At 41.7% G+C, this 24,523-nt stretch carries 18 protein-coding genes, 3 pseudogenes and 1 riboswitch; of the genes and pseudogenes, 8 read left to right on the top strand and 13 right to left on the bottom strand.

All coding sequences use genetic code 11. The annotated features are described in order from the left end of the window. The 5 genes and pseudogenes from cpdA to parC all read left to right on the top strand — a co-directional run bounded on the left by cpdA (nt 1) and on the right by parC (nt 6,990). Nucleotides 1–840 carry a 3',5'-cyclic-AMP phosphodiesterase gene (cpdA, locus tag L0B17_RS17450; RefSeq protein ID WP_235086539.1) on the top strand — a complete coding sequence of 280 codons (840 nt, stop codon included), beginning with the start codon at nt 1–3 and terminating at the stop codon, nt 838–840. 75 nt (nt 841–915) lie between these two features. Further along, on the top strand, nt 916–1,491 hold the full coding sequence (locus tag L0B17_RS17445) for a YqiA/YcfP family alpha/beta fold hydrolase (RefSeq protein ID WP_235086538.1): 576 nt from the start codon (nt 916–918) through the stop codon (nt 1,489–1,491). A gap of 48 nt (nt 1,492–1,539) precedes the next feature. Further along, nucleotides 1,540–3,423, top strand: a pseudogene (gene parE, locus L0B17_RS17440) (DNA topoisomerase IV subunit B). Between the two features lie 92 nt (nt 3,424–3,515). Then, nucleotides 3,516–4,688 carry a PQQ-dependent sugar dehydrogenase gene (locus L0B17_RS17435; RefSeq protein ID WP_443019906.1) on the top strand — a complete coding sequence of 391 codons (1,173 nt, stop codon included), beginning with the start codon at nt 3,516–3,518 and terminating at the stop codon, nt 4,686–4,688. Further along, nucleotides 4,681–6,990 (top strand): DNA topoisomerase IV subunit A, encoded by a 2,310-nt coding sequence (gene parC / locus L0B17_RS17430; protein ID WP_235086536.1) that lies wholly within the window; start codon nt 4,681–4,683, stop codon nt 6,988–6,990. The genes L0B17_RS17435 and parC overlap by 8 nt, the downstream gene beginning before the upstream one ends. 117 nt (nt 6,991–7,107) lie before the next feature. On the opposite strand, the gene L0B17_RS17425 is transcribed toward parC, so the two are convergent. The 3 genes from L0B17_RS17425 to arcA form a co-directional block, all read right to left on the bottom strand. Beyond that, complete coding sequence (locus tag L0B17_RS17425; RefSeq protein WP_226411272.1) at nt 7,108–7,299, bottom strand: bacterioferritin-associated ferredoxin; 192 nt, start codon at nt 7,297–7,299, stop codon at nt 7,108–7,110. Nucleotides 7,300–7,471: 172 nt separating this feature from the next. Then, entirely contained in the window at nt 7,472–8,398 is a 927-nt protein-coding gene (locus L0B17_RS17420; protein ID WP_235086534.1) for a D-2-hydroxyacid dehydrogenase, read from the bottom strand. Nucleotides 8,399–8,587: 189 nt separating this feature from the next. Further along, on the bottom strand, nt 8,588–9,304 hold the full coding sequence (gene arcA / locus L0B17_RS17415; protein WP_235086532.1) for a two-component system response regulator ArcA: 717 nt from the start codon (nt 9,302–9,304) through the stop codon (nt 8,588–8,590). A gap of 618 nt (nt 9,305–9,922) precedes the next feature. Between arcA and L0B17_RS17410 the strand changes: the two genes are divergently transcribed. The 3 genes from L0B17_RS17410 to L0B17_RS17400 all read left to right on the top strand — a co-directional run bounded on the left by L0B17_RS17410 (nt 9,923) and on the right by L0B17_RS17400 (nt 13,476). Further along, on the top strand, nt 9,923–10,354 hold the full coding sequence (locus tag L0B17_RS17410) for a DUF3293 domain-containing protein (protein ID WP_235086531.1): 432 nt from the start codon (nt 9,923–9,925) through the stop codon (nt 10,352–10,354). A 380-nt stretch (nt 10,355–10,734) separates the two neighbouring features. Then, nucleotides 10,735–10,910, top strand: a riboswitch (Lysine riboswitch). Nucleotides 10,911–10,989: 79 nt separating this feature from the next. Continuing rightward, the gene (gene lysC, locus L0B17_RS17405; protein WP_235086529.1) at nt 10,990–12,348 is read left to right on the top strand and encodes a lysine-sensitive aspartokinase 3; all 1,359 of its coding nucleotides are present in this window, start codon (nt 10,990–10,992) and stop codon (nt 12,346–12,348) included. A gap of 3 nt (nt 12,349–12,351) precedes the next feature. Next, nucleotides 12,352–13,476 (top strand): succinylglutamate desuccinylase/aspartoacylase family protein, encoded by a 1,125-nt coding sequence (locus L0B17_RS17400; protein WP_235086528.1) that lies wholly within the window; start codon nt 12,352–12,354, stop codon nt 13,474–13,476. 468 nt (nt 13,477–13,944) lie between these two features. Here the strand turns inward: L0B17_RS17400 and L0B17_RS17395 are convergent, their stop codons facing one another. The 10 genes and pseudogenes from L0B17_RS17395 to L0B17_RS17350 all read right to left on the bottom strand — a co-directional run bounded on the left by L0B17_RS17395 (nt 13,945) and on the right by L0B17_RS17350 (nt 24,497). Continuing rightward, a complete protein-coding gene (locus tag L0B17_RS17395; RefSeq protein ID WP_235086527.1) occupies nt 13,945–15,117 on the bottom strand; it encodes a site-2 protease family protein in 1,173 nt (390 codons plus the stop codon). Nucleotides 15,118–15,180: 63 nt separating this feature from the next. Next, the gene (locus L0B17_RS17390) at nt 15,181–15,483 is read right to left on the bottom strand and encodes a DUF4144 domain-containing protein (RefSeq protein ID WP_235086526.1); all 303 of its coding nucleotides are present in this window, start codon (nt 15,481–15,483) and stop codon (nt 15,181–15,183) included. A 50-nt stretch (nt 15,484–15,533) separates the two neighbouring features. Then, entirely contained in the window at nt 15,534–17,198 is a 1,665-nt protein-coding gene (locus L0B17_RS17385) for a DUF342 domain-containing protein (RefSeq protein ID WP_235086525.1), read from the bottom strand. Nucleotides 17,199–17,348: 150 nt separating this feature from the next. After that, nucleotides 17,349–18,385: pseudogene (locus L0B17_RS17380) on the bottom strand (methyltransferase). 111 nt (nt 18,386–18,496) lie between these two features. After that, nucleotides 18,497–19,741, bottom strand: coding sequence for an alkaline phosphatase (locus L0B17_RS17375; RefSeq protein ID WP_235089916.1), 1,245 nt, complete (start codon nt 19,739–19,741; stop codon nt 18,497–18,499). Nucleotides 19,742–19,906: 165 nt separating this feature from the next. Further along, the gene (gene gshB / locus L0B17_RS17370) at nt 19,907–20,860 is read right to left on the bottom strand and encodes a glutathione synthase (protein ID WP_235086524.1); all 954 of its coding nucleotides are present in this window, start codon (nt 20,858–20,860) and stop codon (nt 19,907–19,909) included. Nucleotides 20,861–20,911: 51 nt separating this feature from the next. After that, nucleotides 20,912–21,651, bottom strand: a pseudogene (rsmE, locus tag L0B17_RS17365) (16S rRNA (uracil(1498)-N(3))-methyltransferase). A gap of 23 nt (nt 21,652–21,674) precedes the next feature. Continuing rightward, nucleotides 21,675–22,418 (bottom strand): endonuclease, encoded by a 744-nt coding sequence (locus L0B17_RS17360; protein WP_443019905.1) that lies wholly within the window; start codon nt 22,416–22,418, stop codon nt 21,675–21,677. 182 nt (nt 22,419–22,600) lie between these two features. After that, nucleotides 22,601–23,236: a SprT family zinc-dependent metalloprotease gene (locus L0B17_RS17355; protein WP_336246480.1), complete on the bottom strand. Its 636-nt coding sequence runs from the start codon at nt 23,234–23,236 to the stop codon at nt 22,601–22,603. Nucleotides 23,237–23,327: 91 nt separating this feature from the next. Beyond that, a complete protein-coding gene (locus L0B17_RS17350) occupies nt 23,328–24,497 on the bottom strand; it encodes a hypothetical protein (RefSeq protein WP_235086522.1) in 1,170 nt (389 codons plus the stop codon). Between the last annotated feature and the right edge of the window lie 26 nt (nt 24,498–24,523).

The following is a 24,523-nucleotide window of genomic DNA, read 5'->3' as shown; positions in this document are numbered from 1 at the left end:
GTGCTGAAACCAGCTGTGAAATACACTTTTGAGGAAAATCAATCGGTGCGATTGGTCCAAGTTACGGACCCGCACCTTTTTGCCGATCCTGAATCTAAGCTTTTAGGTGTAAACACAGCTCAAAGTCTACAGGCCGTTATTGATACTTTTTTGGCTTCTTCTGCTACTGCCGATTTACTGATCGCCTCTGGTGATATTAGCCAAGACTACTCAGCCACTTCTTATCATAATTTTGTTCGCCAAATATCATCTGCCCAATTGCCCTGTCATTATTTACCTGGTAATCATGACGACCCTCGTATGATGACGTTACACATGCAAGGCGCTCATGTTTTTGGCCAGCAACGAATAATTGCGGGTAAATGGCAAATTTTAATGTTGGATTCTACGGTTCGCGGTAAACCTGGTGGTTTTATGGGAGAAACGCAGTTTTCCATCATTGATGCCGCCATTAAAGCTGAGCCGGATAAGCATGTATTACTGGTTATGCATCATAATCCCATTTTGATGCGATGTGGCTGGTTAGATCAACACTGTATGGCTAATGGTAACGACTTTATCCAAAGAGTGAGTCAATACCCACAAGTCAAAGGCTTACTTTGGGGGCATGTGCATCAGCAGATAAACCAATATCACCAAGGTCCACATGGGGCAATAGCATTAATGGCGACCCCTTCCACCTGTATACAATTTAAGCCTTTATCCGAACATTTCGCTTTAGATGACGTTCAACCAGGTTATCGTTTGCTGGAGCTGCTTTGCGATGGTAGCATTCACTCTGAGGTTCATCGTGTTGCAGGCGATCATTTCACACCAGACAATGAAGCCAGCGGTTACTAACTTCTTTCGACCCACTACTTTTTAGTAAGCTTTGTGAATGCGCGTTAATGTAAATTAACCGTGGCGTGAGGATATATGCTGCTTTATATACATGGATTCAATAGTTCAAATCAGTCAGATAAAGCGCTGAAAACAGCAAAATATATTAAGCAATATTATCCAGATTTAGCATTTTTTCAGCCACAAGTACCCACATCTATCCATGCCGCGATGGCATTGTTAACAGAGATAACCGAACAAGCACTCGCAAAAAGTCAGCCTGTTCGATTTATTGGTTCGTCTCTTGGTGGATATTTTGCCAGTTTTTTAGCCGAAAAGTATGGTGGAAAAGCAGTATTAGTAAACCCAGCAGTAAAACCGTATGATTTATTTGAAGAGTTTTTAGGGCCTCAATATAATCCTCATATTGACGAGCATTATCAGGTGTTACCTGAAGATCGTATTGCCGTAGCGCAATATGATACAAGTGCCATTAACCACCCTGATAGATTCTTGGTTTTGTTGCAAACTGGTGATGAAGTGTTAGATTATCGTCAGGCTTTGCACAAGTATCATTGCTGTGAATTACATCTAGAACCTAATGGCGACCACAGCTTTGTGGGATACGAGCAACAGCTTGATAAAATTTGTCGATTTCTTCAGCTGCCTTAATAATCAACACTCCGCTTTGGTTGAGTGAATAACAAAAATGTGTGGAATATGACTAATCAATATACATCAGATGCAATTGAAGTCCTTAACGGACTTGACCCGGTTAAACGCCGTCCGGGCATGTATACCGATACAACTCGTCCCAATCATTTGGGCCAAGAAGTCATCGATAACAGTGTCGATGAAGCACTTGCAGGACATGCATCAAAAATTGAAGTGACATTACACACTGATAACTCATTGGAAGTGACCGATGATGGCCGCGGTATGCCAGTCGACATTCATCCTGAAGAGGGGATCCCGGGTTGAGCTTATTCTCACCAAGCTGCACGCGGGTGGTAAGTTTTCTAATAAGAACTATCAATTTTCAGGCGGTTTACACGGGGTAGGTATTTCTGTTGTTAACGCGCTGTCTACCAGGTTCAGATAACGGTTCGCCGTGATGCTCAAATCTATGAAATGGCCTTTGAAAATGGCTTCAAAGTAGAGGAGTTAACCGTAACAGGCACTTGCGGTCGTCGTAATACGGGCACCAGCGTTCATTTCTGGCCTGACAGTAGCTATTTTGATTCTGCTAACTTTTCAACGACTAAGCTTATTTATATTCTACGTGCTAAAGCCGTATTGTGCCCAGGACTTAGAATTAAATTCACCAATAAACACAACGGTGAAGTCCATGAGTGGTTTTATGAAAGTGGCTTAACAGATTATTTAAAAGAAGCCGTTAAAGATTCAGTGTTATTACCCGAAGAGCCTTTTGTCGGCAATTTTAAAGGTGAATTAGAAGCCGCCGAATGGGCGATTACCTGGTTACCTGAAGGTGGTGAAAGTCTTAACGAAAGTTATGTAAACTTAATTCCCACTCCATTAGGAGGTACCCATGTTAACGGCTTTAGACAAGGTCTATTAGAGTCGATGCGTGAGTTTTGTGAGTTTCGCAACTTAGTTCCCCGTGGTATCAAGTTATCCCCTGAAGATATTTGGGATAAAGCGGCATTTATTGTCTCCATCAAAATGCAAGACCCTCAATTTGCTGGGCAAACTAAAGAGAAACTCTCTAGCCGTCAAAGTTCAGCATTTGTATCAGGTATTGTGCGTGATGCATTTTCGTTATGGCTGAATTCTAATACTGAGTTAGCGGAACAATTAGCTGAATTATGTATTAGCAACGCCCAACGTCGTCTTAAAGCCGCTAAAAAAGTAGCCCGTAAAAAAGTCACTTCTGGGCCTGCATTACCGGGTAAGTTAACCGACTGCTCGGGTCAAGACCCTATGCGCGGCGAGTTATTTTTAGTGGAAGGTGACTCTGCTGGTGGCAGTGCCAAACAAGCTCGCGACCGTGAATTTCAGGCAATTATGCCGCTGCGGGGTAAAATTTTAAATACCTGGGAAGTGGATTCGGCGCAAGTATTAGCCTCCCAAGAAGTACATGATATTTCTGTCGCGATAGGCTGTGACCCTGATAGTGCTAATATCGATGAGTTACGTTATGGTAAAATCTGTATTTTAGCTGATGCTGACTCGGATGGGTTGCATATCGCCACCTTGCTTTGTGCCTTATTTTTAAAACACTACCGAGTATTAGTCGAAAAGGGCCATGTGTATATTGCTATGCCGCCTTTGTTCCGTATCGATTTAGGTAAAGAGGTGTTTTACGCTTTAGATGAAGCAGAAAAAACGGGTATTTTGGATCGTATTATCGCTGAAAAGAAAAAAGGTAAAGTTCAAGTCACGCGATTTAAAGGTCTAGGTGAAATGAACCCATTACAATTACGCGAAACAACGATGGATCCCAATACTCGCCGTTTAGTGCAGCTCACCATAGGTGATGACGATGGCACCGATGCACTAATGGATATGTTGCTTGCTAAAAAACGTTCATCTGATAGAAAGAGCTGGTTAGAAACCAAAGGTGACTTAGCTCAGGTTTAAGCTGTTGCTTTTATTGAGCAAGTTTACTGGGAACATTTTTTAATGGTTTTTTGACCGCCAATAATAAAAATTAGAGGCAAATGAATAATTACATGTTGTATATCAAATCGAAATCACTTTGGTTGAGTTGGCTATGGGCAGTAAAAGCTTGTGCATTATTAGGTTTTAGCACAATGCTTGTTAACCCTGTTCATGCGGCTCAATCTGTGATGATTACTGTGACCAAAGGTTTTGGCCTTTCCTTGTATGCCTCTGATTTAGGCGATATTAAGCAAATGGCATTAGGTGATCATGGCACCTTATTTGTGGGCTCGCAAAAAAATGGCACCATTTACGCATTGGTTGATAATGATCAGGATGGTCAGGTCGATAAACGATATGTTATCGCCAGAGGATTAGAAAACCCAGATGCTTTAGCCTTTTATAAAGGCGATCTTTATGTCAGTGAAGAAGACCGAATTATCAAATATGAGGAGATTGAAGATCGTTTACGTCGTCCCTCTCGCGCTAAAGAAGTCTATTCAAATTTGCCAGATTTAGATAAACGCTACAGCCGAGCGATGCGTTTTGGTCCAGATGGACGGTTATATATAGCCTTAGGCATGCCCTGCAATGTGTGTGAAGCACCAGCTCCCTATGGCAGTGTGCTAGCCATTAATGTGCAAACGGGTGCCAGTGAGCAAGTTGCTTTGGGTATTCGCAGTGTGACCGGTTTTGATTGGGAGCCTGATACTAAACAAATGTGGTTTGCAGATCTTGGCCGCAACTGGATGGGTGACAATTTGCCCGCCGATGAGATTAATCGACTTGATATAAAAGGCGCCCATTTTGGTTTTCCCTATATCCATGCCAGCACGATTAAAGAGCCCGCTTATGATAAGCCGACCAATTTAAAAATCACTGCACCTATTTTTGAATTACCGGCCCATGTTGCCCCAACCGGATTGCATTTTTATACCGGCACCCAATTTCCAGAACGTTATCAACAACAGTTGTTTGTGGCTGAAAATGGTTCATGGAACCGTTCAAGTAAAGTGGGTTATCAAATAGTTATGCTGACACTAGACAACAGCCTGCCAAAAACAGCTATTGCACACCAGGAAACCGTAGTGAGCTTTTTAGACGGAGAGTTTCCCGTCGCCCGACCATTTGATTTGCTAACTGCACCAGATGGCGCAATTTACATTTCAGACGACTTAAAGGGCAACGTATATCGTTTGTTCTATAAAGCCGCTGATCCAATACAGGAAAGCACAGATGAGTGATGCGATTGAATTAAGCTTAGATGGCGTTGAGCAAATGCCACTGCGCCGATTCACCGAAGAGGCTTATTTAAATTATTCAATGTACGTGATCATGGATCGTGCATTGCCGCATATCGGTGATGGTTTAAAGCCAGTGCAGCGTCGTATCATTTATGCCATGAGCGAACTTGGCCTTAATGCGCAATCTAAACCTAAAAAGTCAGCGCGTACGGTCGGTGACGTATTAGGTAAATATCACCCCCATGGTGACAGCGCATGTTATGAAGCCATGGTATTAATGGCTCAACCCTTCTCATATCGTTATCCGCTAGTAAAAGGTCAAGGTAACTGGGGTGCCCCAGATGATCCTAAGTCGTTTGCTGCGATGCGTTATACCGAAGCTACACTGTCTAAATTTTCAGAAGTATTATTGTCAGAGCTAGGCCAAGGCACAGTAGAGTGGGGCGTTAACTTTGATGGCACCATGAAGGAGCCTAAAACATTACCGGCTCGATTACCGCATATTTTACTTAACGGCATTACCGGTATTGCGGTTGGTATGGCGACAGATATTCCACCACATAACGTGCGTGAATTAGTCTCTGCCTGTGTGGAGTTATTAGATAACCCTAAAGCCGATTTAGCCCGCTTAATGGAACTGGTGCCAGGGCCAGATTATCCAACAGAAGCAGAAATTATTACCCCCAGTGCTGACATTGCTAAAATTTATGAAACGGGTCGTGGTTCAATTAAAATGCGTGCGGTATACAGCATTGATAACCATGAAATTATTATCACTTCACTGCCACACCAAGCAGGCAGCGGCAAGATTTTAGAACAAATTGCCTTGCAAATGCAGGCAAAGAAATTGCCAATGGTCAGCGATTTACGTGATGAGTCTGACCATGAAAACCCTGTTAGGTTAGTTGTTGTTCCGCGTTCAAATCGAGTTGATTGCGATCAATTAATGACTCACCTATTTGCCACCACGGATTTAGAGAAAAGTTTTCGGATCAACTTGAACGTGCTTGGCTTAGATGGTCGCCCGCAGGTGAAAGGCTTGCTGGCCATGTTAACAGAATGGTTAGAGTACCAGGTGTCAACGGTTACCCGTCGCTTACAATTCCGTTTAGACAAAGTGATTGCACGTCTGCATATTCTTGAAGCCTTAATGGTCGCGTTTTTAAACATCGATGAAGTAATTGAAATTATTCGCTTTCATGATGATCCTAAAGCGGAGTTAATGGCGCGTTTTAACTTAAGTGACAAGCAAGCTGAATCAATTTTAGAGTTAAAACTACGTCACCTTGGCAAGCTAGAAGAATTTAAAATCAAAGCCGAGCAAGACGAACTAATGGCTGAGCGTGATAAGTTAGAACTGATTTTAAGTTCAGATCGCCGCTTAAAAACCTTAGTGAAAAAAGAGTTAATTCAAGATGGTGAAACATATGGTGACGATCGTCGCTCGCCAATTATTCAGCGTAAAGAATCAAAAGCGTTAACAGAACAAGAACTTATTCCAACAGAAGCGGTTACCGTAGTATTGTCTGATAAAGGCTGGGTACGCTGTGCTAAAGGCCATGATGTTGATCCAGAAAGCTTAAGCTATAAAGCGGGTGACAGTTACTTGTGCAGCGCCATAGGTAAAAGTAACCAGGCTGCTGTATTTGTCGATTCGTCAGGTCGTGCATTTGCCACCGACAGCCACACCTTGCCATCAGCTAGAAGCCAGGGTGAGCCGATTACGACTCGCTTTAATATGGCGCCAGGGGCTGTTATGCGCCATGTGATTATGGGTGAGGACGAACAATGTTACCTATTAGCCAGTGACGCAGGTTATGGCTTTATAGGTGCCTACTCTGACATGGTGAGTCGTAATAAAGCCGGTAAAGCTTTATTATCTTTGCCAGCCAATGCCCAGGTGCTTACGCCTAAGCTTATTACTAAAGGTGCTAACGATGCTTTATTAGCCATTACCAGTGAGGGGCGTATGCTGATGTTCAGTTTAGATGCATTGCCACAATTATCTAAAGGTAAGGGCAATAAAATTATTGGTATTCCCACAGAGCGTGCTAAAAATCGTGAAGAATTACTGATGCACTTAAACGTAGTGCCAAGTGGTGCTGCTGTGACCTTGTGGGCGGGCAAACGTAAGTTAACCCTTAAAGCCAGTGATTTAGAACATTACCGCGGTGAACGTGGTCGACGTGGAGCTAAACTGCCAAGAGGCTTACAGCGGGTAGACAGTGTTGATATTGAAACTGTTGGTATTGCCAATGACAGTAATATTGGCGACAGCGCGTCTGATGATAATGCAGAGTAATTATCGCAATGGCGAGCTAACCATAAGTTAGCAGACGCTGTTGCTTTAAATTAAAAATAAAAATGCAGCCATTTGGCTGCATTTTTATTGAATTAGGATTTGAAATAATATTGTGGTTTAGGCTACTTCATAGAAGTTTGGCTCAAACTCTAATTGAGTACTAATAATCTGGCTCGCCATTCTGGCACATTTACCACATTGATCGGCGACACCTAAACGCTTTCTGACATCTGCTAACGAGCAATCGCCTTGGCGTACAGCTTCTTTAATTTGTTTATCTGTAATTGCATGACAAAGACAAACGTACATATCAGCCTCTAGAACTCAGATGAAAAAGGGATATTAACAATGCATCTCCCTAGGTTGAATCTAATTCTAAATGAAAACGGTTATCATTGGCAATAACTTTTTGGGCAAAAATACGACATTTATTGTTTATATCATATCTGTAATATGCAGAATTAAATTAAGCTGTTGATCTTTAATAGCCTTTATCAAAATCGATAACATAGTTTAACGGTTGTTGATTGCGCCACAAGTGATAGTTGCTGCTAAATAACGCAACAATTTGTGCAGGAAAGCTAGGTGCAGCAATGTGGGGGGTGATAATTGCGTTAGCACATGACCAAATAGGGTGCGTTTTAGGCAAGGGCTCTTGAGTAAATACGTCCAAAATAGCCTGTTGATTTGGCGTTTGGTTTAACTGGGCTGTGAGTGCATTTAAATCAAGTACATTGCCACGGCCTAAATTGAAAATGATGGCTGCAGGTTTTAACAAACTTAAGTTTTGCTGGTTGAGAATATTATCGGTGTCAGGGGTATTGGGCAAAATGCTGGCGACTACATCAGCTTGTCGAAGATGACAAGCTAAGTTATCAATACTATCGACCTGATCAAATCCATGTGTAGCAGTACCTAATCGATTTATCCCTGTCACCACCATGCCAAAATGCTTAGCTGTTGCTGCAATATGCTGTGCAATGGACCCTGTGCCGAGCAGCAATAAGTGTTGCCCTTGAAGAGTTTTATAGCTTCCTGGTAACCAATTTTGTTGCTGTTGTTGCTGTTTATATTTATGGTGTTCACGCTGGTGGGCGAGTAAATAACCAAATAAATACTCACTCATTAATGGGCCAAAAATACCTCGAACATTAGTCAGTTGATAGTCACGTCGCAGTGCTGGCATCACAAGTTTATCTACACCTGCAAAGGTTGATTGCAACCAACGTAAATTTTTAGCTCGATCGATTAATGGTGCAGCAAGGGCTGGTTCAGCAAACCAAATATCAGCTTCAATAATACTGTCTGACGCGTCATTTAAGATAATTAAGTCCGGTAGTTTACATTGGGTTATTAACTCTCGATAAATTTCATTTTCGCGAGTCAGTAATAGTAACTTATTGGCCATGAAGGATTAATCCATTTAAAGTGAGTAAGCAGCAGGTAACGATATATTAGATATCAGGTATAAATGAAGCAAATTATTTGTGGCTGATATCGCTGACTTATGATTCCACTACAATTATCACCGACATAAAAAAACCGAGCGAAATATGCTCGGTTTTATTTTATCTTATCCATGTGTAATGGCTAATACTTAATCTTCTAAGTGACCACAAAAACGGTAGCCTTCACCGTGGATAGTCGCGATGATTTCAGGCGTATCAGCTAAGCTTTCAAAGTGCTTACGAATACGACGAATTGTTACATCAACGGTGCGATCATGTGGTTTAAGCTCACGGCCAGTCATTTTCATTAGCAGATCGGCGCGGGTTAATATTTTACCTGGGTTTTCTACAAAGTGAAGCATGGCACGGAATTCACTGCGTGGTAATTTATAAGATTCACCTTGTGGATTAACTAACGAACGGCTATTGATTTCTAAACTCCAACCATTGAAGCGGTAGTATTCAACCGAGCCTTTCTCTTCACTTTCAGCCACTGCACTGTTTACGCGAGTTAATAAGTTACGTGCACGAATGGTTAGTTCGCGTGGGTTAAATGGCTTAGTGATGTAATCATCAGCGCCAATTTCTAGGCCTAAAATTTTATCAACTTCGTTATCACGACCCGTTAGAAAGATTAAACCAATGTTATTGATTTCACGTAATTCACGGGCAAGTAATAAACCATTTTTACCTGGTAAGTTGATGTCCATAACCACTAGGTTGATCTTATTTTCAAGCATGGCTTTGTGCATTTCTGCGCCATCATTAGCTTCAGTAACAACATAACCTTCCGCTTCAAATATGCTACGTAGGGTGTTACGGGTTACGGCTTCATCTTCAACAATTAAAATATGTGGATTTTGCATAATAAAATTACCTAAAAATTAATAAATTTGTTATCTAGCATTGAAGCTAGCGTTATACGTACGCTTAACTGCATACGTTAAAAATTCTGGATTATTGGCGTTTAACACTGTCTACCTTGAGTTTAAACACTCTCTCATTCTTTACTGTTTTAATTGCTAGTGAAGCAATGACGTAGAGTGAGCTTTTACTGAGACTTAAAAAAGCTATTATCGTGGCAAAGATTCGTACCACTGTAGACTGTGAACTTAAAGATAGTTAAAAGTTCCTATTTAGGTATAACTAAAATGAAATTTTTAAACAGCTACATAACAATATTACAGTAACAGTACGGTGATAAAGTCTTAGTTTAATAATATTAATCGTAAAAAATAGTCTTAGAATCTGCTTTTTGTGACGATTAATGAGTAACTGATGGCTATTGTACCCTTTATTTGTATTTGTTAACAAATTAAATGTTAAAAATAATAATTTATTTAGTTTAATAAATGAGTAAACCTGTACTTAATTTACTGATTTAAAATGATTAAGTGTATATTTTATTATGATCAAAGTTACACTTCTTTCGCTATTAACCCCTTTCTGCTACACTCTTTTGAGCTCATTTAATGGGATTTATTATGGAAAATGTTATCGATACTGTGTGGCAGGACTATCAAAAAACGCATTTTTTGCTAACTCAGTCTTTATCTAATGATTTTTCTTTCGCTATAATTACTGCTTATAACCCATTGGGATGCTTACTTACCCCAAGTCAAAACCGTCTGTTAGATCGCGAGCTTCAACTAAAAATCCTTCAATATCAAAGTCCTTATCGAAGCTTAATGGGTATTGCACCTGACTTTTCACATGTTGAAAAAAGCTGGGCTGTTTTTATTGATAAAAATCAGGCTGTTGAGCTGGGAAGGGAGTTTAAGCAACATGCAATTTATTATGTGAATCAAGGTTTACTATCGCTTGTAGCCTGCTTTGATCAACACAAGGACGAGATACAGTTGGGGGCGTTCAATCAACGTTTATGTTTAGTCAGTGATTTCCCTGAGTTTTGTTAAATCGTTTTTATTTTATTTGTTAATTTTTTAGTGGGACAATAAATTTAACAAATGGATGTGGTGAGCTAATACCAACGACTGATTTTTGTTTTGGAGTCCTGCGCTACCTCGCAATCAGTGGCCTATATTTACAATATTATCTTTTCCTACCCAAAACCGCATCTAAGTGCTTTTTTGACAGCTACTGTTATTGGATTCTTTTAAATAGCTAATACTCTATTGAGGTTAATACCTAGCAGCGATCAACTCGCTATTTTTACTTGAAAACCTTTATTGTACGCCAAATGAAATAATGCACTTGTTTATTTTTTCTCAACTTGCAGTGTTGTGCATTGACTTAGCCTTAGGTTTATTGTTATTTTGCTCATCCCTCCTTAGGGAGGCACAGAAGAGGAGCGTTAACTAGGTAGTAAGCTTGAGGAAGACCAATTCCCATGACAGCTTACGAGGGAGATTAACGCCGAGATACAATAAGATTTGGTTAACTTATTTATCGGTCGATTAGGTTGAATCCTAGCGATTGTCACCTGTTATTTGGTGGAGAGCTTCTGGTGGTGATTGCTGTTTCCCTTCTTTTAGGGTGCGTTATCTTTGCACCAGGCTCTTCGAACGAAGTTTAGTTCGGAGTGTATTACATGTCGTTAAATCAATTAGTTGTAGCCAAGTTTGGCGGAACCTCTGTAGCAGATTATTCTGCAATGAGCCGCTGCGCAGATATCGTTTTATCCAATCCTAATACCCGTTTAGTGGTGGTCAGTGCATCCAGTGGTGTAACCAACTTATTAGTTGAGCTTACCAGTGCTAATGTGAATGACGAACGTCGTCTAAGCTTGCTTAAACAAGTTGCCCAAATTCAATATCGTATTATTGATGAACTTGCTCAGCCACAAGATATTGCAGCGCAAATTGATAAGTTATTGAGCCGAATGTCAGTGTTAAGTGAGTCATTAATTCTTGACCGCAGCAAAGCGGCTATGGATGAATTGCTTTCTATGGGAGAGCATTGTTCGTCAGTATTGTTCTCAGCTGTTATCCGTGAAAAGGGCACATCTTCTCAGGCTTTTGATGTACGCCAAGTGCTACGTACCGATAGCCATTTTGGTCGTGCAGAACCTCAAATTGAACACATTGCTAATTTATCGGGTGATTTTTTACAACCGCTGTTAAGCACCAGCATTATTGTTACCCAAGGATTTATAGGGGCTGATGAACAGGGCCGCACCACCACATTAGGCCGCGGCGGCAGTGATTACTCAGCCGCGTTATTGGCTGAGGCTTTGTCTGCCCATGCGGTAGAAATTTGGACTGATGTTGCGGGTATTTATACTACAGACCCGCGATTGGCACCTAATGCACGCCCGATAGCTGAAATCAGTTTTAATGAAGCTGCTGAAATGGCTACTTTTGGTGCTAAAGTATTGCATCCTGCCACTATACTTCCAGCAGTGCGTCAGCAGATTCAAGTGTTTGTTGGCTCGAGCAAAGCCCCTGAATTAGGTGGAACCTGGATCCGTCATCAAGTTGATAATGCCCCTGTTTATCGTGCGGTTGCGCTAAGACGAGACCAAACATTATTAAACCTGCATAGCTTACAGATGCTTCATGCCCAGGGCTTTTTAGCTGAAACCTTTGCGACTTTAGCGCGCCACAAAATATCGGTTGATTTGATCACCACCTCAGAAGTGAACGTGTCGTTAACCCTAGATAAAACTGGTTCAGACTCAAGTGGCCAAGGTTTATTAAGTGAATCGTTATTACAAGAGTTATCACAACATTGCCGAGTGAGAGTGGAAGATAACTTAGCCTTAGTGGCCATTATTGGTAATAGAATTGCTTCTACAGCGGGCATTTGTAGTCGAGTCTTTCAAGTATTAGAAAAATACAATGTCCGTATGATATGCCAAGGTGCTAGCCCACATAATTTATGTGTATTAATTGATGAAGCGCAAGCCGCAGACGTTGTTAAAGCATTGCATCAAAATCTTTTCGAGTAATCTATGACAAGTAAAATGATGACTAAAGCTTTGCGCACATCACTGAATGTGGGTGAACTTGCGGCAGGACAACCCCTTGATGTGCCTTTATTCACCTTTAAAGGCACTGACAGCCGCGCACCGAAAGTATACGTTCAAGCCAATGTTCACGGTGCTGAAGTGCAGGGCAATGCGGTAATTTATCAACTAATGAACTTGTTAGAAGGGCTGGATATTTTAGGGGATATTGTGTTCGCCCCTTTAGCTAACCCGCTGGGGATTAATCAAAAAAGTGGTGAGTTTACCTTAGGACGATTCGACCCAATAACCGGTGTTAATTGGAATCGTGAGTATTTAGACCATAAAATCGACATCGCCGCCTGGTATGAACAGCATCAAAATTTATCCAATGATGAGTTGATTATGTCGTTTAAGGCTACGCTAACTGAGGCTTGTTACACCAAGTTACAACAGCCTTGGGGCATCACAACAGGCCATCGTTTAGCGGTAAGTTTACAGTCACTGGCCCATCAGGCTGATATTGTGCTTGATTTACATACTGGGCCAAAATCCTGTAAACACCTTTATTGTCCTGAATATGATATCGATTCCGTTAAGTTTTTCTCTATTCCTTACAGTTTGATCATTCCAAATAGTTTTGGTGGCGCCATGGATGAGGCAGCGTTTTGTCCCTGGTGGCAACTGACTGATCATGCTGCGAGTAAAGGTCGTCATTTTGAGGTGCCAGTCGCTGCGTTTACCCTTGAACTTGCCAGCCAAGAGCGTATTGATATGGCGGATGCTTTAGTCGATGCTAACGGTATTTTGGCTTATTTGAGCCATCGTGGGGTGATTAAAAAACCTGTTTTGCCGGCTGAAATGCCGCGTTATGGGTGTTACTTAAAAGATTATAAAAAGTTTCATGCACCGCAATCTGGCATGGTTGAGTACTGTGCCACAGTGGGCGAACCGTTATTGGCGGGTGAGCCGTTGGTGAATATCTTACGTTTAGATTTATACGGTTCAGACAAGGCGTTGACACCGCTGAGTTTAGATAAAGACTGCGTGCCTATTTTGCATTTTGCGTCGGCGTCTGTTCATCAAGGGACAGAGTTGTATAAAGTGATGACCAATGTGTTTGAGCTTTAAGCTTGTTTTATTTTGCGGCCTAAACGGCCGAGATAAGTCGTGGCGCTTCGCCCACACCCGAGTTAAGGGGGAAAGCGCTTGTCCCCCTTAACAATCCCGCAGCGCCCCAGATTAAAAATGCTGAAAAGCGCATATTTTCGATAGGGAACGATCCAGCTTTTTACCGCGTTTGTAGTCTGCTTCGGCCATTATCAAAAAGACCTATCGCTTCCGATGGGCCGTCCCTGGCCCAACGAAAGCTAGCGTGGCATCCATGCCAAGCTCACGGGTTCTCGGAGAAAGAGTCTCGATGTCCTCAATTCAAATAGAATCTGAAAGATTCAAAAAGATCTTATTGATTTTGGTTACTTGCTATAAACGAAGCTAAATCGAAGAGGTAAAAACTCCGTTCATCCTGAACATTCCTGCGTCAGGCAATTAGTAAACATGAAATATTAGTCTTAATTAACCGACCAAGTAATACCCCAATTAGCTTTTCAAAATCTCTAGTGGCATCCGCAACATATCATCACCTGTACCCGCTATAACCCAAATAATACCGATTAATGCGCTAACCGTGAGCAAATACCAAATAGCTGAAAATATTTGACCATACCTGTCTAGCGGTAATAAATGACTTTGATGACGACCGCGCCACTCAAAAACGATCTCTACACTACCAATTAATAATAAGAAACCCAACAAAGCTAAGCCTAAGCTGTAACTGATAAATACCCCAATAGCGGCTCCGGCAACGCAGGCGATTAACCCTGTGACGCTATTCATCGAAAAGCTGATGCTTTTTAAAATATGGCCACCATCTAAGGGCAGAATGGGCAGTAGGTTAAAGAGGTTGAGTAATGCGTTAAAGGCTGCAAGTCCGGCAAAGAACACATTACCTGTGACCCAGTAGGCCACCAAACAAGCGATTGATAAGAGTAAGCCGAAGGTTGGGCCCATTATGGAGATGACCACATCTTGCCAGCGGGTGTTAATGCGCTCATCGCTTAAGGCTAAACCGCCCATAAAGGGGATTAGATAAATGCCTTTGGTTTTCATGCCAAAGTGTTTCATGGCTCTAATGTGGCCATATTCATGAAAGACTAAACAGGCAATTAAGGCGAGGGCGAATTCAATCGAGAATAGCCATGAATAAGCGGCAACACTGGCTCCGGCTAATAAGGCTTTGACCACTTTAGCGCTTTTTAATAGCTTAAACCCTAATGACGCCAAGCCGACCATGCTGATTTTATTGCCTTTAGGTACGGCGAACTCGGGTACTTGCTGTTCAATGTCTTTGGTTGTTCGTTGGCCCTGGCTGATTTGCTCTTCGTCGACTAACACGCAGTATTCAAGATAAAATGGCTGCCACTTAACATCGACTTCAACCCTTACAGGAATAGATTTTGTCTGAGTATTGTTCGTCAAAGCATCATCTATGGCACTATTAACGCGCTCATCGGTAGTGGTTTGAGCTTGCTGAGTTGCTGGTGGAGCTGAAGATAAAGTTAATTCAAATTGATGAATATTAAACGCTTGGTTATTGGGTGAAGCTGATTTTTGTGACACCAATTGGTTGTCCCAATATAACTGTTGCCAACCTGCCATTGAGCCTTCTAAACGTAGACGTTTACCAAAACACTCAATATTTAATAACTCCATGCACACTCTCAAACTCACTCGTAAAATTGTTGCTATTTTGCCAGAGGGTTGGCAATAGCTCAATCAATCTAGCTGATCAATTATCGCAAAACCTTGTTGAAAGTTTGAGAAGTTTAATTTACTGCTGCAACAATGCCCTTGTAATTGCGCGAATCGCTGTACTATAGCAACAAATTGCTCAAGGCTGATTGGTGTAGTAAGTGTTAATTTCCCCTGCTTAATAGACTGGCTAATTAATAAGCATTGTCCCGTGCTATCAATCAGTTTATCTTCAGCGACCAGATTAGCGGCTTCATGATCAAAATAATCTTGCCAAGCACAGTGATTGGCAAGATAGACGAGGTCATTGTGTTGATCTAGCAACACAATGGCAGGCCAATTTATTACGGGGCTGATAGGGTTATGAGTTGGTTGCACTAGCGACTATAATCAAAGCTGATTTCTGCATTAATATTCTTGACCGTACTTGGTCCATGCTCACGCTGGGTACGATTTTGAGCATTACCTATATGTAATTCAACATTGGCAAAAATGTACTTCTCAGCTCGAATGAAATACCGGTCATAATAACCTTCTACTTCATTTTTAACTTGCTCAACCTCTAGCTCTTCTTTTAAACGTTCTGCGGCAATAAGGTTTTTTTGCTCTAGCATCATTTTGACTTGTTCAATCATGCCTGCATCGTTTTGCCAGTCTTTTTTGGGTGGAAGTTTGCGTAATCTGGCTTCAATATCCAGACCTGCCACCACAAGCTGTTTGGCACTTTCGTCCAGCGCTTTTAAAGTCTGCTTTAACACTTGCTGATGCATAGCACAAAACAGTTCAGTTTTGGTTCCTGCTGTTGCGCCAAATGCAATAGCACGTATCCCTTTCGCGGCAGTGGCTTTACCACCAACAAGATCACCTCGTCGACCTTGTGGATCACTGACTGTTATTGTATTACCGGAATGAGAATGACTATGCAGTAACTGCTTAGTGACCAATATATCACCTTCGGCAGTAAGATTTGAATATTGAACGAATTGAGCACAAATTTGCCCTTGAGCATGAATTTTAGTGCTGAGCTCATGATCTTTAATTAACCGACCAATAATGCCTTTGCTAACGATAACATCCCCGCCTGCGTCAAGGCTGGCAGAGTCAACAAACCCCATTACCGTAATATCGCCACTGGATTTTACCTGCATGCCTTCCTGGACATCACCGGTAATTAATATACTGCCTTTAAAGTTAACATGACCGTATTTTACATCGACATTGGTAATCTGTAATACATCATCAACCTGCATGCCTGTTTTATTTTCGACCGGTTGGCCTGCGACTGTGGCGATAAGTTTATTTGGGTCGTTAGGATGCAGGGCTGTACCGTTACCCGGTATCATTAACTTATCTTTACCCGGTGTTTGATTTAATGTATCACCATGGACATTATAGCCAGCTGTACCTGAGGTTGCAGGCTGTTTTATCATTAATACATCGTTAGGCTTTACAGTGATTAATGCGCCTAAGTTTCGCATGTCCACTGTACCGTCTTCGCGCTCTTGTGGTTGTAATAAGCGTTCGCGCGCGAGTGGTACTTTGCGGGTTAATACTGCATGAACGCCATTGATTGGTGCTTTACCTATGGCTATTTCGCCTTCGCAAAATTCACCCGGTGGTAAAATCTCTAATCTTTGTAATAACGCCATAATTTTAGGCTTACTTAAGCCCATTTTTATTTGATGGTTTTTAAGGTTGTTGAGTACATCGGCTAATACAATGTCTTTGCCACCCCAAGCGGAAGTGAGTTTCATTGATGCCTGCATTTTATCGTCACTAATGCTGATGCTAATAGCACCATCTTTACGTTCTGCTATGGTGAAGAATAGTTCGTGATTGCCTGGCTTTTGTCCGCATAGCGCATTCACTTCATTAACGGCTTTGTCTATAGCAGGGGTGATAGGAAACAACATGGCAAAATTAGGTTGTTTAAGAAGCTGAGCAATATCTTCAGCAGAAATGGGCCCGTGGGTATTAGGGATAAGCCGCAATTCTACTTTAGATTTTTCAGCATTAAATACTGCAACAGAAGGCTCTAACATAACGTCCTTTTATTTATTATTTTTATTGGAGAGTTAAACAAGTGATATAAAAATCAATACCTCTCGAATCTAGCGGAATTTCGCTAGATTATCCAGCACCAAAGTCACAGCTTATAATCCATTTACTCACTTAGTTGCTTTAATGACATGTTATTTACTTTTATTGCAGTACAATTTGTATTTATTGTTTTCAGCTGGCACGTTAACCGAACCAAATGTATTGGCTATGTTGTCTGCATAGGGCAAGTGTCTATTCGCCACTATTTGCCACACACCTTTAGCTGTTAATCGTGTTGCACTTTGGCTAACAAAAGCATGTGCGATGGCAAATGTTCTGTCTAAGCCGTCATGAAACGGGGGGTTAGATATAATTCCGTCGAACTTGCCTTCAATTTGGCTAAACCCATCCGAAGGATATACCTTGGCTTGCATTTGATTAGCCGCTAAGGTGAGCTCACATGATGCTAAAGCCATCGCATTGATATCAATACATTCAATATTAAGCTCAGGGTATTGTTTCAGTAGTGCGACCGATATTACCCCTGAACCACAGCCAAAATCTAACACTCGACCACTCAGTTTAGGCAAGTTAGACAGTAATAATTCAGTGCCTAGATCAAGTTTCTTTTCGCTAAAAACACCGACTAAATTACAAACGGTAATATCACCTTGTGGGGTGTCGATTGTGTATTGTGTCATCCAGTCACTTAGCTTTAAAGGGGGGTGACTTGGGTTAAAAATGCCCGGTATAGTAAACTGTGACGAGCATTGTCTATTTTAACTGCTGCACTAAAAACATCGGGTAATAGTTTATCTACCGATTTTATGCCGCCTTTGTTTTCACCCACAACCAGCAGTAAACCTTCTGCTACAAGATGGCTGGCTGCTAAAGCAAATAAGTATTCTGCTAGTGGCTTGGCTTTAGGGAAATACACAATCACACAATCAAATTTCTCTAACTGTTGAGCGTCTGGCAACTTAGGGGCAAAGTAACAGCGTAGTCGGTCACTTTCATAAGGCGATAGCGTTAGGTGATGATTATAATCCAATGCTAATGCGGTAACGTTTTTGGCGTTCTCAATACAGTGATGCGCTAAGGTATCGGACTCATAATTGAGGATAAGAATATTAAGGCCAGCAAATTCGTGATGGTTTCTTAATAATAATTGAGATGGATTAGTTAACACATTGACCTACTATCATTTATAGAATGAAAAAATTAAAGCGACTAATGTCGCTTTAATATATTGATATAGCCTAGGTTTAAAAATCAACTAGGCTAACCGTTAATGTCAGTTTTACTGAGCTGAACTTGGTAATAAGCTGAATATTTTATTGGCAATATCAGTATTATCTTGATGACCAGAAAACAGTTTCGCACCAGGGCCTGAGGCAAAAACTTGTACGTCATCACCTGTATGGCCAAGGGTTGTCCAACCGGTATTCGAATATACATCAATTAACTTACGCAGTGATATGGCCATGGCTTCATTGCCTTGCATGCGAGCGTTCGCTAGCAAGGTAAACTCTTGAGAGCTGGGCTCAAAACCTAGTCGTTTAGTGACAATTTTTTGCCATTTTTGTGCGGCAATAGCCTGCGCAGCAATGACATCAGGACTGGCTTTCACCTTGTGTAGTACTGCTGGTTTCCATACATAAATATCATTAGCGCCAATAGAAAGCCCGCCAGTATTATGATCAGCAGTAACTATCATTAAGGTATCTTTTTGTTGGCGAACAAATTGCTCAACAATTTCAATACTGTGGGCAAAACCATCCATTTCCGCCATCGCGGTGGCGATATCGTTGCTGTGCCCAGCCCAATCAATCAAACTGCCTTCGATTAATAACACAAAACCATTTGGGTTTTGCGACAGTAATTCAAGTGATTTGTGTGTCAGCACTCCTAAATGGTTTGCTTGCTTAGTATCAATAACCCAAGGCAATTGAACATCCGCAAATAAGCCTAATACCTTAGGTGAGGTAAGAGTATCTAATTGACTAAATTCAGTAATGTGCTGATAACCTTTAGCCGTGAACTGGCTAAGTAGCTCGTCTGAAAAGTAGCGTTGCCCGCCACCCAAAATGACATCCGCGTCTGTATCAAGGTAGCTTTGTGCTATTTCAATATAGTTTTTACGGCTTTCATTATGGGTTAAAAAGGCTGCTGGTGTGGCATGGTTAACTTGTGAGCTAACGGCAACACCGGTAGATAAACCCAGTGCTTTAGCTTGCTGGAGTAAAGTGGCTAAAGGTCTTTTCTCTACATCAACACTGATAGCACCGTTATAACTTTTGACACCGGTTGATAAAGCTGTTGCTGAAGCGGCTGAATCAGTGACATAACCACTTATGGTTGCGGGATAAGTACTTGCCATGCCTACTAGTAGTCTATCAAATACCGTTTGTTCAACTTCCTCAGTTTCAGGGTTGTCTTTATAATAACGATAGGCAGATGTATAAGCAGGACCCATGCCGTCACCAATCATTACAATGATATTTTTAGGGCGTGATTGTGAGATGTTTTGACTGCTATTTGCCATAGCAATCGCCGCTGGCGTGCTTGCTTGAGCTTGGGGATCGCTGACTATATTGGTTTCATTGGTTTCATTGGCTAATGTGCTTGTGGCGACAAGGTTAGTCAAAGCAAACAAAAATACGCTAGCAAATCCACGATAAGTGTTTAAAAACAGCATGAAATTTCCTGATTATTGAGCTAGGTTAACACGTGCCTCGATGGCATCCATCAACATCCCTGTAATATCAACGTCAAATGCCGCTTCAATTTCACGGATACACGTTGGGCTAGTGACGTTAATTTCGGTGAGTTTATCACCAATTACATCTAAACCGACAAAAATTAAGCCACGTCTTTTTAACTCTGGGCCGATAGCGCGGGCAATTTTCCAATCACTTTCAGATAATGGCTGGGCTACACCGCGTCCGCCTGCAGCTAAATTGCCGCGGGTTTCACCTTTCATCGGAATACGGGCTAATGAATAGGGTACTGGCTCGCCATCGACAACTAAAATACGTTTGTCGCCTAAGGTGATCTCTGGAATGAACGCCTGTGCCATTGCATATTGCTGGCCGTAGTTGGTTAAGGTTTCAATAATGACTCCAATATTAGGATCATCTTTTTTGATCCTAAAAATTGAGCTACCACCCATGCCGTCTAACGGTTTTATAATGATATCTGACTTTTGCTGGTGGAACGCACGAATACGTTGAGCATCACGGGTAACAACCGTTTCTGGGGTAAATTCAGAGAACCATGCGGTAAACAGTTTTTCATTCGCATCACGTAAACTTTGCGGCTTATTGACGATTAATGTGCCTTCTTCTTCAGCACGTTCAAGCATGTACGTAGCGTAGATAAATTCGGTATCAAATGGCGGGTCTTTACGCATTAAAATAACGTCTAAATCAGCTAAAGGTGTATCAATTGCTTCGCCTAATTCAAACCATTTTGCGGCATCATTGATAACGGTCAGTGAGCGCATATTACCCATTGCTTTACCGTTTACCATAGCTAGATCTTTCATTTCTAAATAGAACAACTTATAGCCACGAGATTGCGCTGCAAGTAGCATGGCAAAACTTGAATCTTTTTTAATATTAATGTCGCTAATGGGGTCCATCACGATGCCGAGTTTGATCATGTTGATATCCTTAAAGTGTAAATATGTGATAGCGGTTTGCAGTATGTGGCATTAACCGATATCACCAAATTTGAGTTGTAATGCTGTTATTGCCGTCAGTGCCGCGGTTTCTGTGCGCAGCACGCGTGGACCTAGCAATACGTCGGTAAAGGTAAATTGTTCAGTCATGGCGATTTCTTGATCTGACAAACCGCCTTCTGGGCCAATTAATAGACGGACTTTTTGTTGTTCACCTAATTGGCTTAAACCATTAACTCCGTGGCTTGCACGGGGGTGTAAGTTCAGTTTTAATGCTTGGGTGGGCTCTTGGCACCAAGCGCTTAATTCCATTGCGGGCCTAATTGTAGGCACCACACTGCGGCCAGATTGCTCGCAAGCACTGATGACAATTTTTTGCCATTGTTGTATTTTTTTATCTAATCTTTCGCCATTCAGTTTAACACCACAACGTTCAGAAAATAGGGGGTAATGGTAGTGACACCCAGTTCGACTGATTTCTGAATAGTAAACTCCATGCGGTCGCCGCGTGATATCACTTGACCTAAATGTAAATCAAGCGGTGATTCAGATTGATTCGCTGTGACAGATAAGACCTTTACAGAGACGTTTTTCTTACTGGATTGGATGATTTCGGCTAAATAGTCGTTGCCATCACCACAAAACAGGCTGATATTATCGCCTTCGCCCATACGCAATACTTTGCCAATGTGGGCTGCACCATCTTCATCTAAAGCAACAATTTGATCAACATTGAGTGTATCAATCGCTTGGTAAATTCTTGGGACTCTCATGGGTAGTATTATCCGAGCTTGTGTTATTGGCTTAACCCTAGATTCTGACATTGTTTGTGCACAAAATCATTATGATTACCTTGGGAACGGGCAATTAACTTATCACGTTTGCATTCTGTTTTATCTACCAGGTAGCTTTTATCCCAGGCTTGAAATAATTGTCGTTGGCTAGATGAAATTTGTAGTGCATAAGTTTTCTGCATATAAAAGTAGGTTCTGGCTACCGCGCCGCGGCTACGTGCTGGCGGTTGAGCTTTGCGACCTTTAAAATCGACAATCATGTCACATTGACCGTATTGATCCGCTTTACCATTCCATTGGCTAAAACGGAAGTTACTGCGATCACCGTTGACTTCACCAATTGCTGGGGTCAGGTTATGCAGGTCAGATTCCATTTTTTTAAATTGTGGGCTGGTTTTACCGCAGTTTTTACGCCCCCCTTGCTGCCAACATTGGAGCTGATGGCCGAACTCCCAAGCTGGGACAACGTGCTCCCATTCAATTCGGTTGGCGCGCACTTGCTGTTTACGGACTTTATAGCCACAACTTTGATGTTCAGGTTGCCAAACTTTTCCTGCAATAGTGATGTCACAACCACAATAAAAGCTTTTAAGTGGCAGATTATCCTGATAAAGGGTGCGAATAATACGCTTGGCTTGATTAAAGCTAGTAGGATGTTGCGCCGCAGCCGTTGTTAAAGGCAGTAAAAATGTACACAGCAAAGTGCAAAATGCGAGTAATCGCATTTTGAGGGGAGTATAAAACATGTTAGCGCCGACCTTAATATGAGCAATATTGCAGACTAAAGCTGTTATAAAAACTGGCCTTGCCTGTCATTTTGGCGAAATGGTAAGGGATACTTTCGACTGATGCAATGGCAGGACGCTGATATCTGTTTGATGCTGCGACTCACTAGCATTGTAGCGGGGGGAATACGCTAGTATCAGGTTTACAATAGTGGCGCATTTTGTAAGGTATGCTGACAGGACTTACAGCGGTACCGCGTTTTACCTTTGACCACATTGTTATGGCGTCTGACGCTAAGCTGGACACTGCCGCAACCGCAAAAATACTCAAATTGTTTGCCACGTACTGATTGTGTGTCGAGTTGATGGGTGGTTTTGGGCGCGCGATTAAACACTTTGCGCATAATGCTTTGCCATTCAGCGCCATGGGGTTTAACTCGGCCAAATAATTGAAAACTCAGTAAGTGACTAATTTCATGTGGCACCACATCATCAATAAATACAGCGGTGTTCTCATCCAGTAATACCGGATTAAAGCGCAGCTTATTGAGTTGCAAGTGCGCGGTGCCAGCACTTTTTCCCCTTAAGGAAAACAGCACCAATGGGCGCGGAAAGGTTTGCTTAAAATAGTGCTCAGCTAATTGATAATCCATTTCAATTTTATCGATAATACTTTGCTGAATGTCGCTGATGTTTTTAGGATGAACAATATGAGTGTGAGTGAAAGCTTGCTGGTTGGAATAAGCTAAGCTCATGTTGGGTTTTGCGGTAAGCGAATTAACATTAAGGCCCAGTTTTTGAGCCATAGAGTGTAAATGCTGGTACAAACGTTGTGGCAAGGTAATACCTTTTAAATAAGTAGGCTGAAAAAACTAAGTAAAATTATACTCGTTTAAACAATAAACAGTTAAATAATGGTAACTCAAAACGTTATAGGGTTGCCGCCGCGGCCGCAATCATTACTTTAATTTGTTCAACAATGTCATGTTCTGCCTGTGAATCATAACCCTTCACTTTAGGTGTGTGTATGTGTCCAACAGGAATATTACGTCCCAATTGTTGCATCAATAAAATACTGCGGTAGGAGATTTCGTTAGAAAGGTAACCGCCACCAGAGCCTTCAACAGAGGTTTCGTTCTGCAATTCATTAAGCGATTTTGCATTAAACTGACCGCGAGCAGTGGTGGTGACTTGGTGGTTGTCATTAACTTGCCAATGACCTTGTTCTTTTTGCATCGCGGTGATTGGCAGTGAAAACTCGACAAACTCAGGGCCATTTAAAGCTTGGTTATTTAACATTGGCGGTAATGGATTAGTTTTTGAAGCACCGGTGAATACGTTAAGGTTATCAGGCGCTGCAGCGCTGCGGTTTCGAGCTGGAAAGCGTTCAATATCAAATTGTTCACGGCCCATACTTACTGTGAAAATCATATCAACACTGTTGTCACGGTAAATGGGGGTCAGCAGAGATTCAATAATCCCTTTATCAAAATCAGCAAAGCGTACTGGGATCATCACAGTTTCTATTTGAGCTATTTTACCGTCGACATTGAATTGATAACCATCTAAAGCTAACGCCGTTACACCTGAAGGATTACTTTGACCAATATCTTTATCGAGGAAGAAGGGGTCGAATCCTGTCAGTAAAATCTTAATACGAGTATCCGTTTTAAAATCAATATCGCTAAAACCACGGGATGATTTTTCAATCGCACTGACTAAAATGTCACGTTGCCAAGGCACAATGTTATAGCCCACTCTTTGGGTTTTTAGACTTTCACGCATTATGAGTCGGCTCCAATATAAAGCGCGATCGTCAGTATTGCCTGATTGGACATCTTTCACGGCTTGTTGCCATAAACGATGGCCTTGGTTGGCAACCATTTGAGTAATGGCAAGCTCATCGGTGGCACTAGATAACTTATTGTTAAGGTCTTCGGTGACGCCCTGATAGCGGTCGACTATGTGCGGCATGGTTTTACTGGCTAAAGGTAAACGCAGTTCTTCAACATCCTTTTCAAGTTGTCCTGCATTAACAGGATTCGATAATGTAAGTAGTGTTAATGAGGTGAGTATTACTAAAGAGCTGTGCTTAACCATGATGTTTCCTTTAGAACTCAGATAGT

Source organism: Shewanella sp. OMA3-2 (assembly GCF_021513195.1).
GTDB lineage: Bacteria > Pseudomonadota > Gammaproteobacteria > Enterobacterales > Shewanellaceae > Shewanella.
This window is presented reverse-complemented; position numbering and strand designations above follow the sequence as displayed.

What these genes read in the sequence shown, in the direction of transcription:
- L0B17_RS17400 (WP_235086528.1), top strand. Translation starts at nt 12,352, where the DNA reads ATGACAAGTAAAATGATGACTAAAGCTTTGCGCACATCACTGAATGTG.
- parC (WP_235086536.1), top strand. Translation starts at nt 4,681, where the DNA reads ATGAGTGATGCGATTGAATTAAGCTTAGATGGCGTTGAGCAAATGCCA.
- L0B17_RS17445 (WP_235086538.1), top strand. Translation starts at nt 916, where the DNA reads ATGCTGCTTTATATACATGGATTCAATAGTTCAAATCAGTCAGATAAA.
- L0B17_RS17410 (WP_235086531.1), top strand. Translation starts at nt 9,923, where the DNA reads ATGGAAAATGTTATCGATACTGTGTGGCAGGACTATCAAAAAACGCAT.
- L0B17_RS17420 (WP_235086534.1), bottom strand. Translation starts at nt 8,398, where the DNA reads ATGGCCAATAAGTTACTATTACTGACTCGCGAAAATGAAATTTATCGA.
- L0B17_RS17375 (WP_235089916.1), bottom strand. Translation starts at nt 19,741, where the DNA reads ATGGCAAATAGCAGTCAAAACATCTCACAATCACGCCCTAAAAATATC.
- L0B17_RS17425 (WP_226411272.1), bottom strand. Translation starts at nt 7,299, where the DNA reads ATGTACGTTTGTCTTTGTCATGCAATTACAGATAAACAAATTAAAGAA.
- L0B17_RS17385 (WP_235086525.1), bottom strand. Translation starts at nt 17,198, where the DNA reads ATGTTAGAGCCTTCTGTTGCAGTATTTAATGCTGAAAAATCTAAAGTA.
- gshB (WP_235086524.1), bottom strand. Translation starts at nt 20,860, where the DNA reads ATGATCAAACTCGGCATCGTGATGGACCCCATTAGCGACATTAATATT.
- lysC (WP_235086529.1), top strand. Translation starts at nt 10,990, where the DNA reads ATGTCGTTAAATCAATTAGTTGTAGCCAAGTTTGGCGGAACCTCTGTA.
- arcA (WP_235086532.1), bottom strand. Translation starts at nt 9,304, where the DNA reads ATGCAAAATCCACATATTTTAATTGTTGAAGATGAAGCCGTAACCCGT.
- L0B17_RS17350 (WP_235086522.1), bottom strand. Translation starts at nt 24,497, where the DNA reads ATGGTTAAGCACAGCTCTTTAGTAATACTCACCTCATTAACACTACTT.
- L0B17_RS17435 (WP_443019906.1), top strand. Translation starts at nt 3,516, where the DNA reads ATGTTGTATATCAAATCGAAATCACTTTGGTTGAGTTGGCTATGGGCA.
- L0B17_RS17395 (WP_235086527.1), bottom strand. Translation starts at nt 15,117, where the DNA reads ATGGAGTTATTAAATATTGAGTGTTTTGGTAAACGTCTACGTTTAGAA.
- L0B17_RS17360 (WP_443019905.1), bottom strand. Translation starts at nt 22,418, where the DNA reads ATGTTTTATACTCCCCTCAAAATGCGATTACTCGCATTTTGCACTTTG.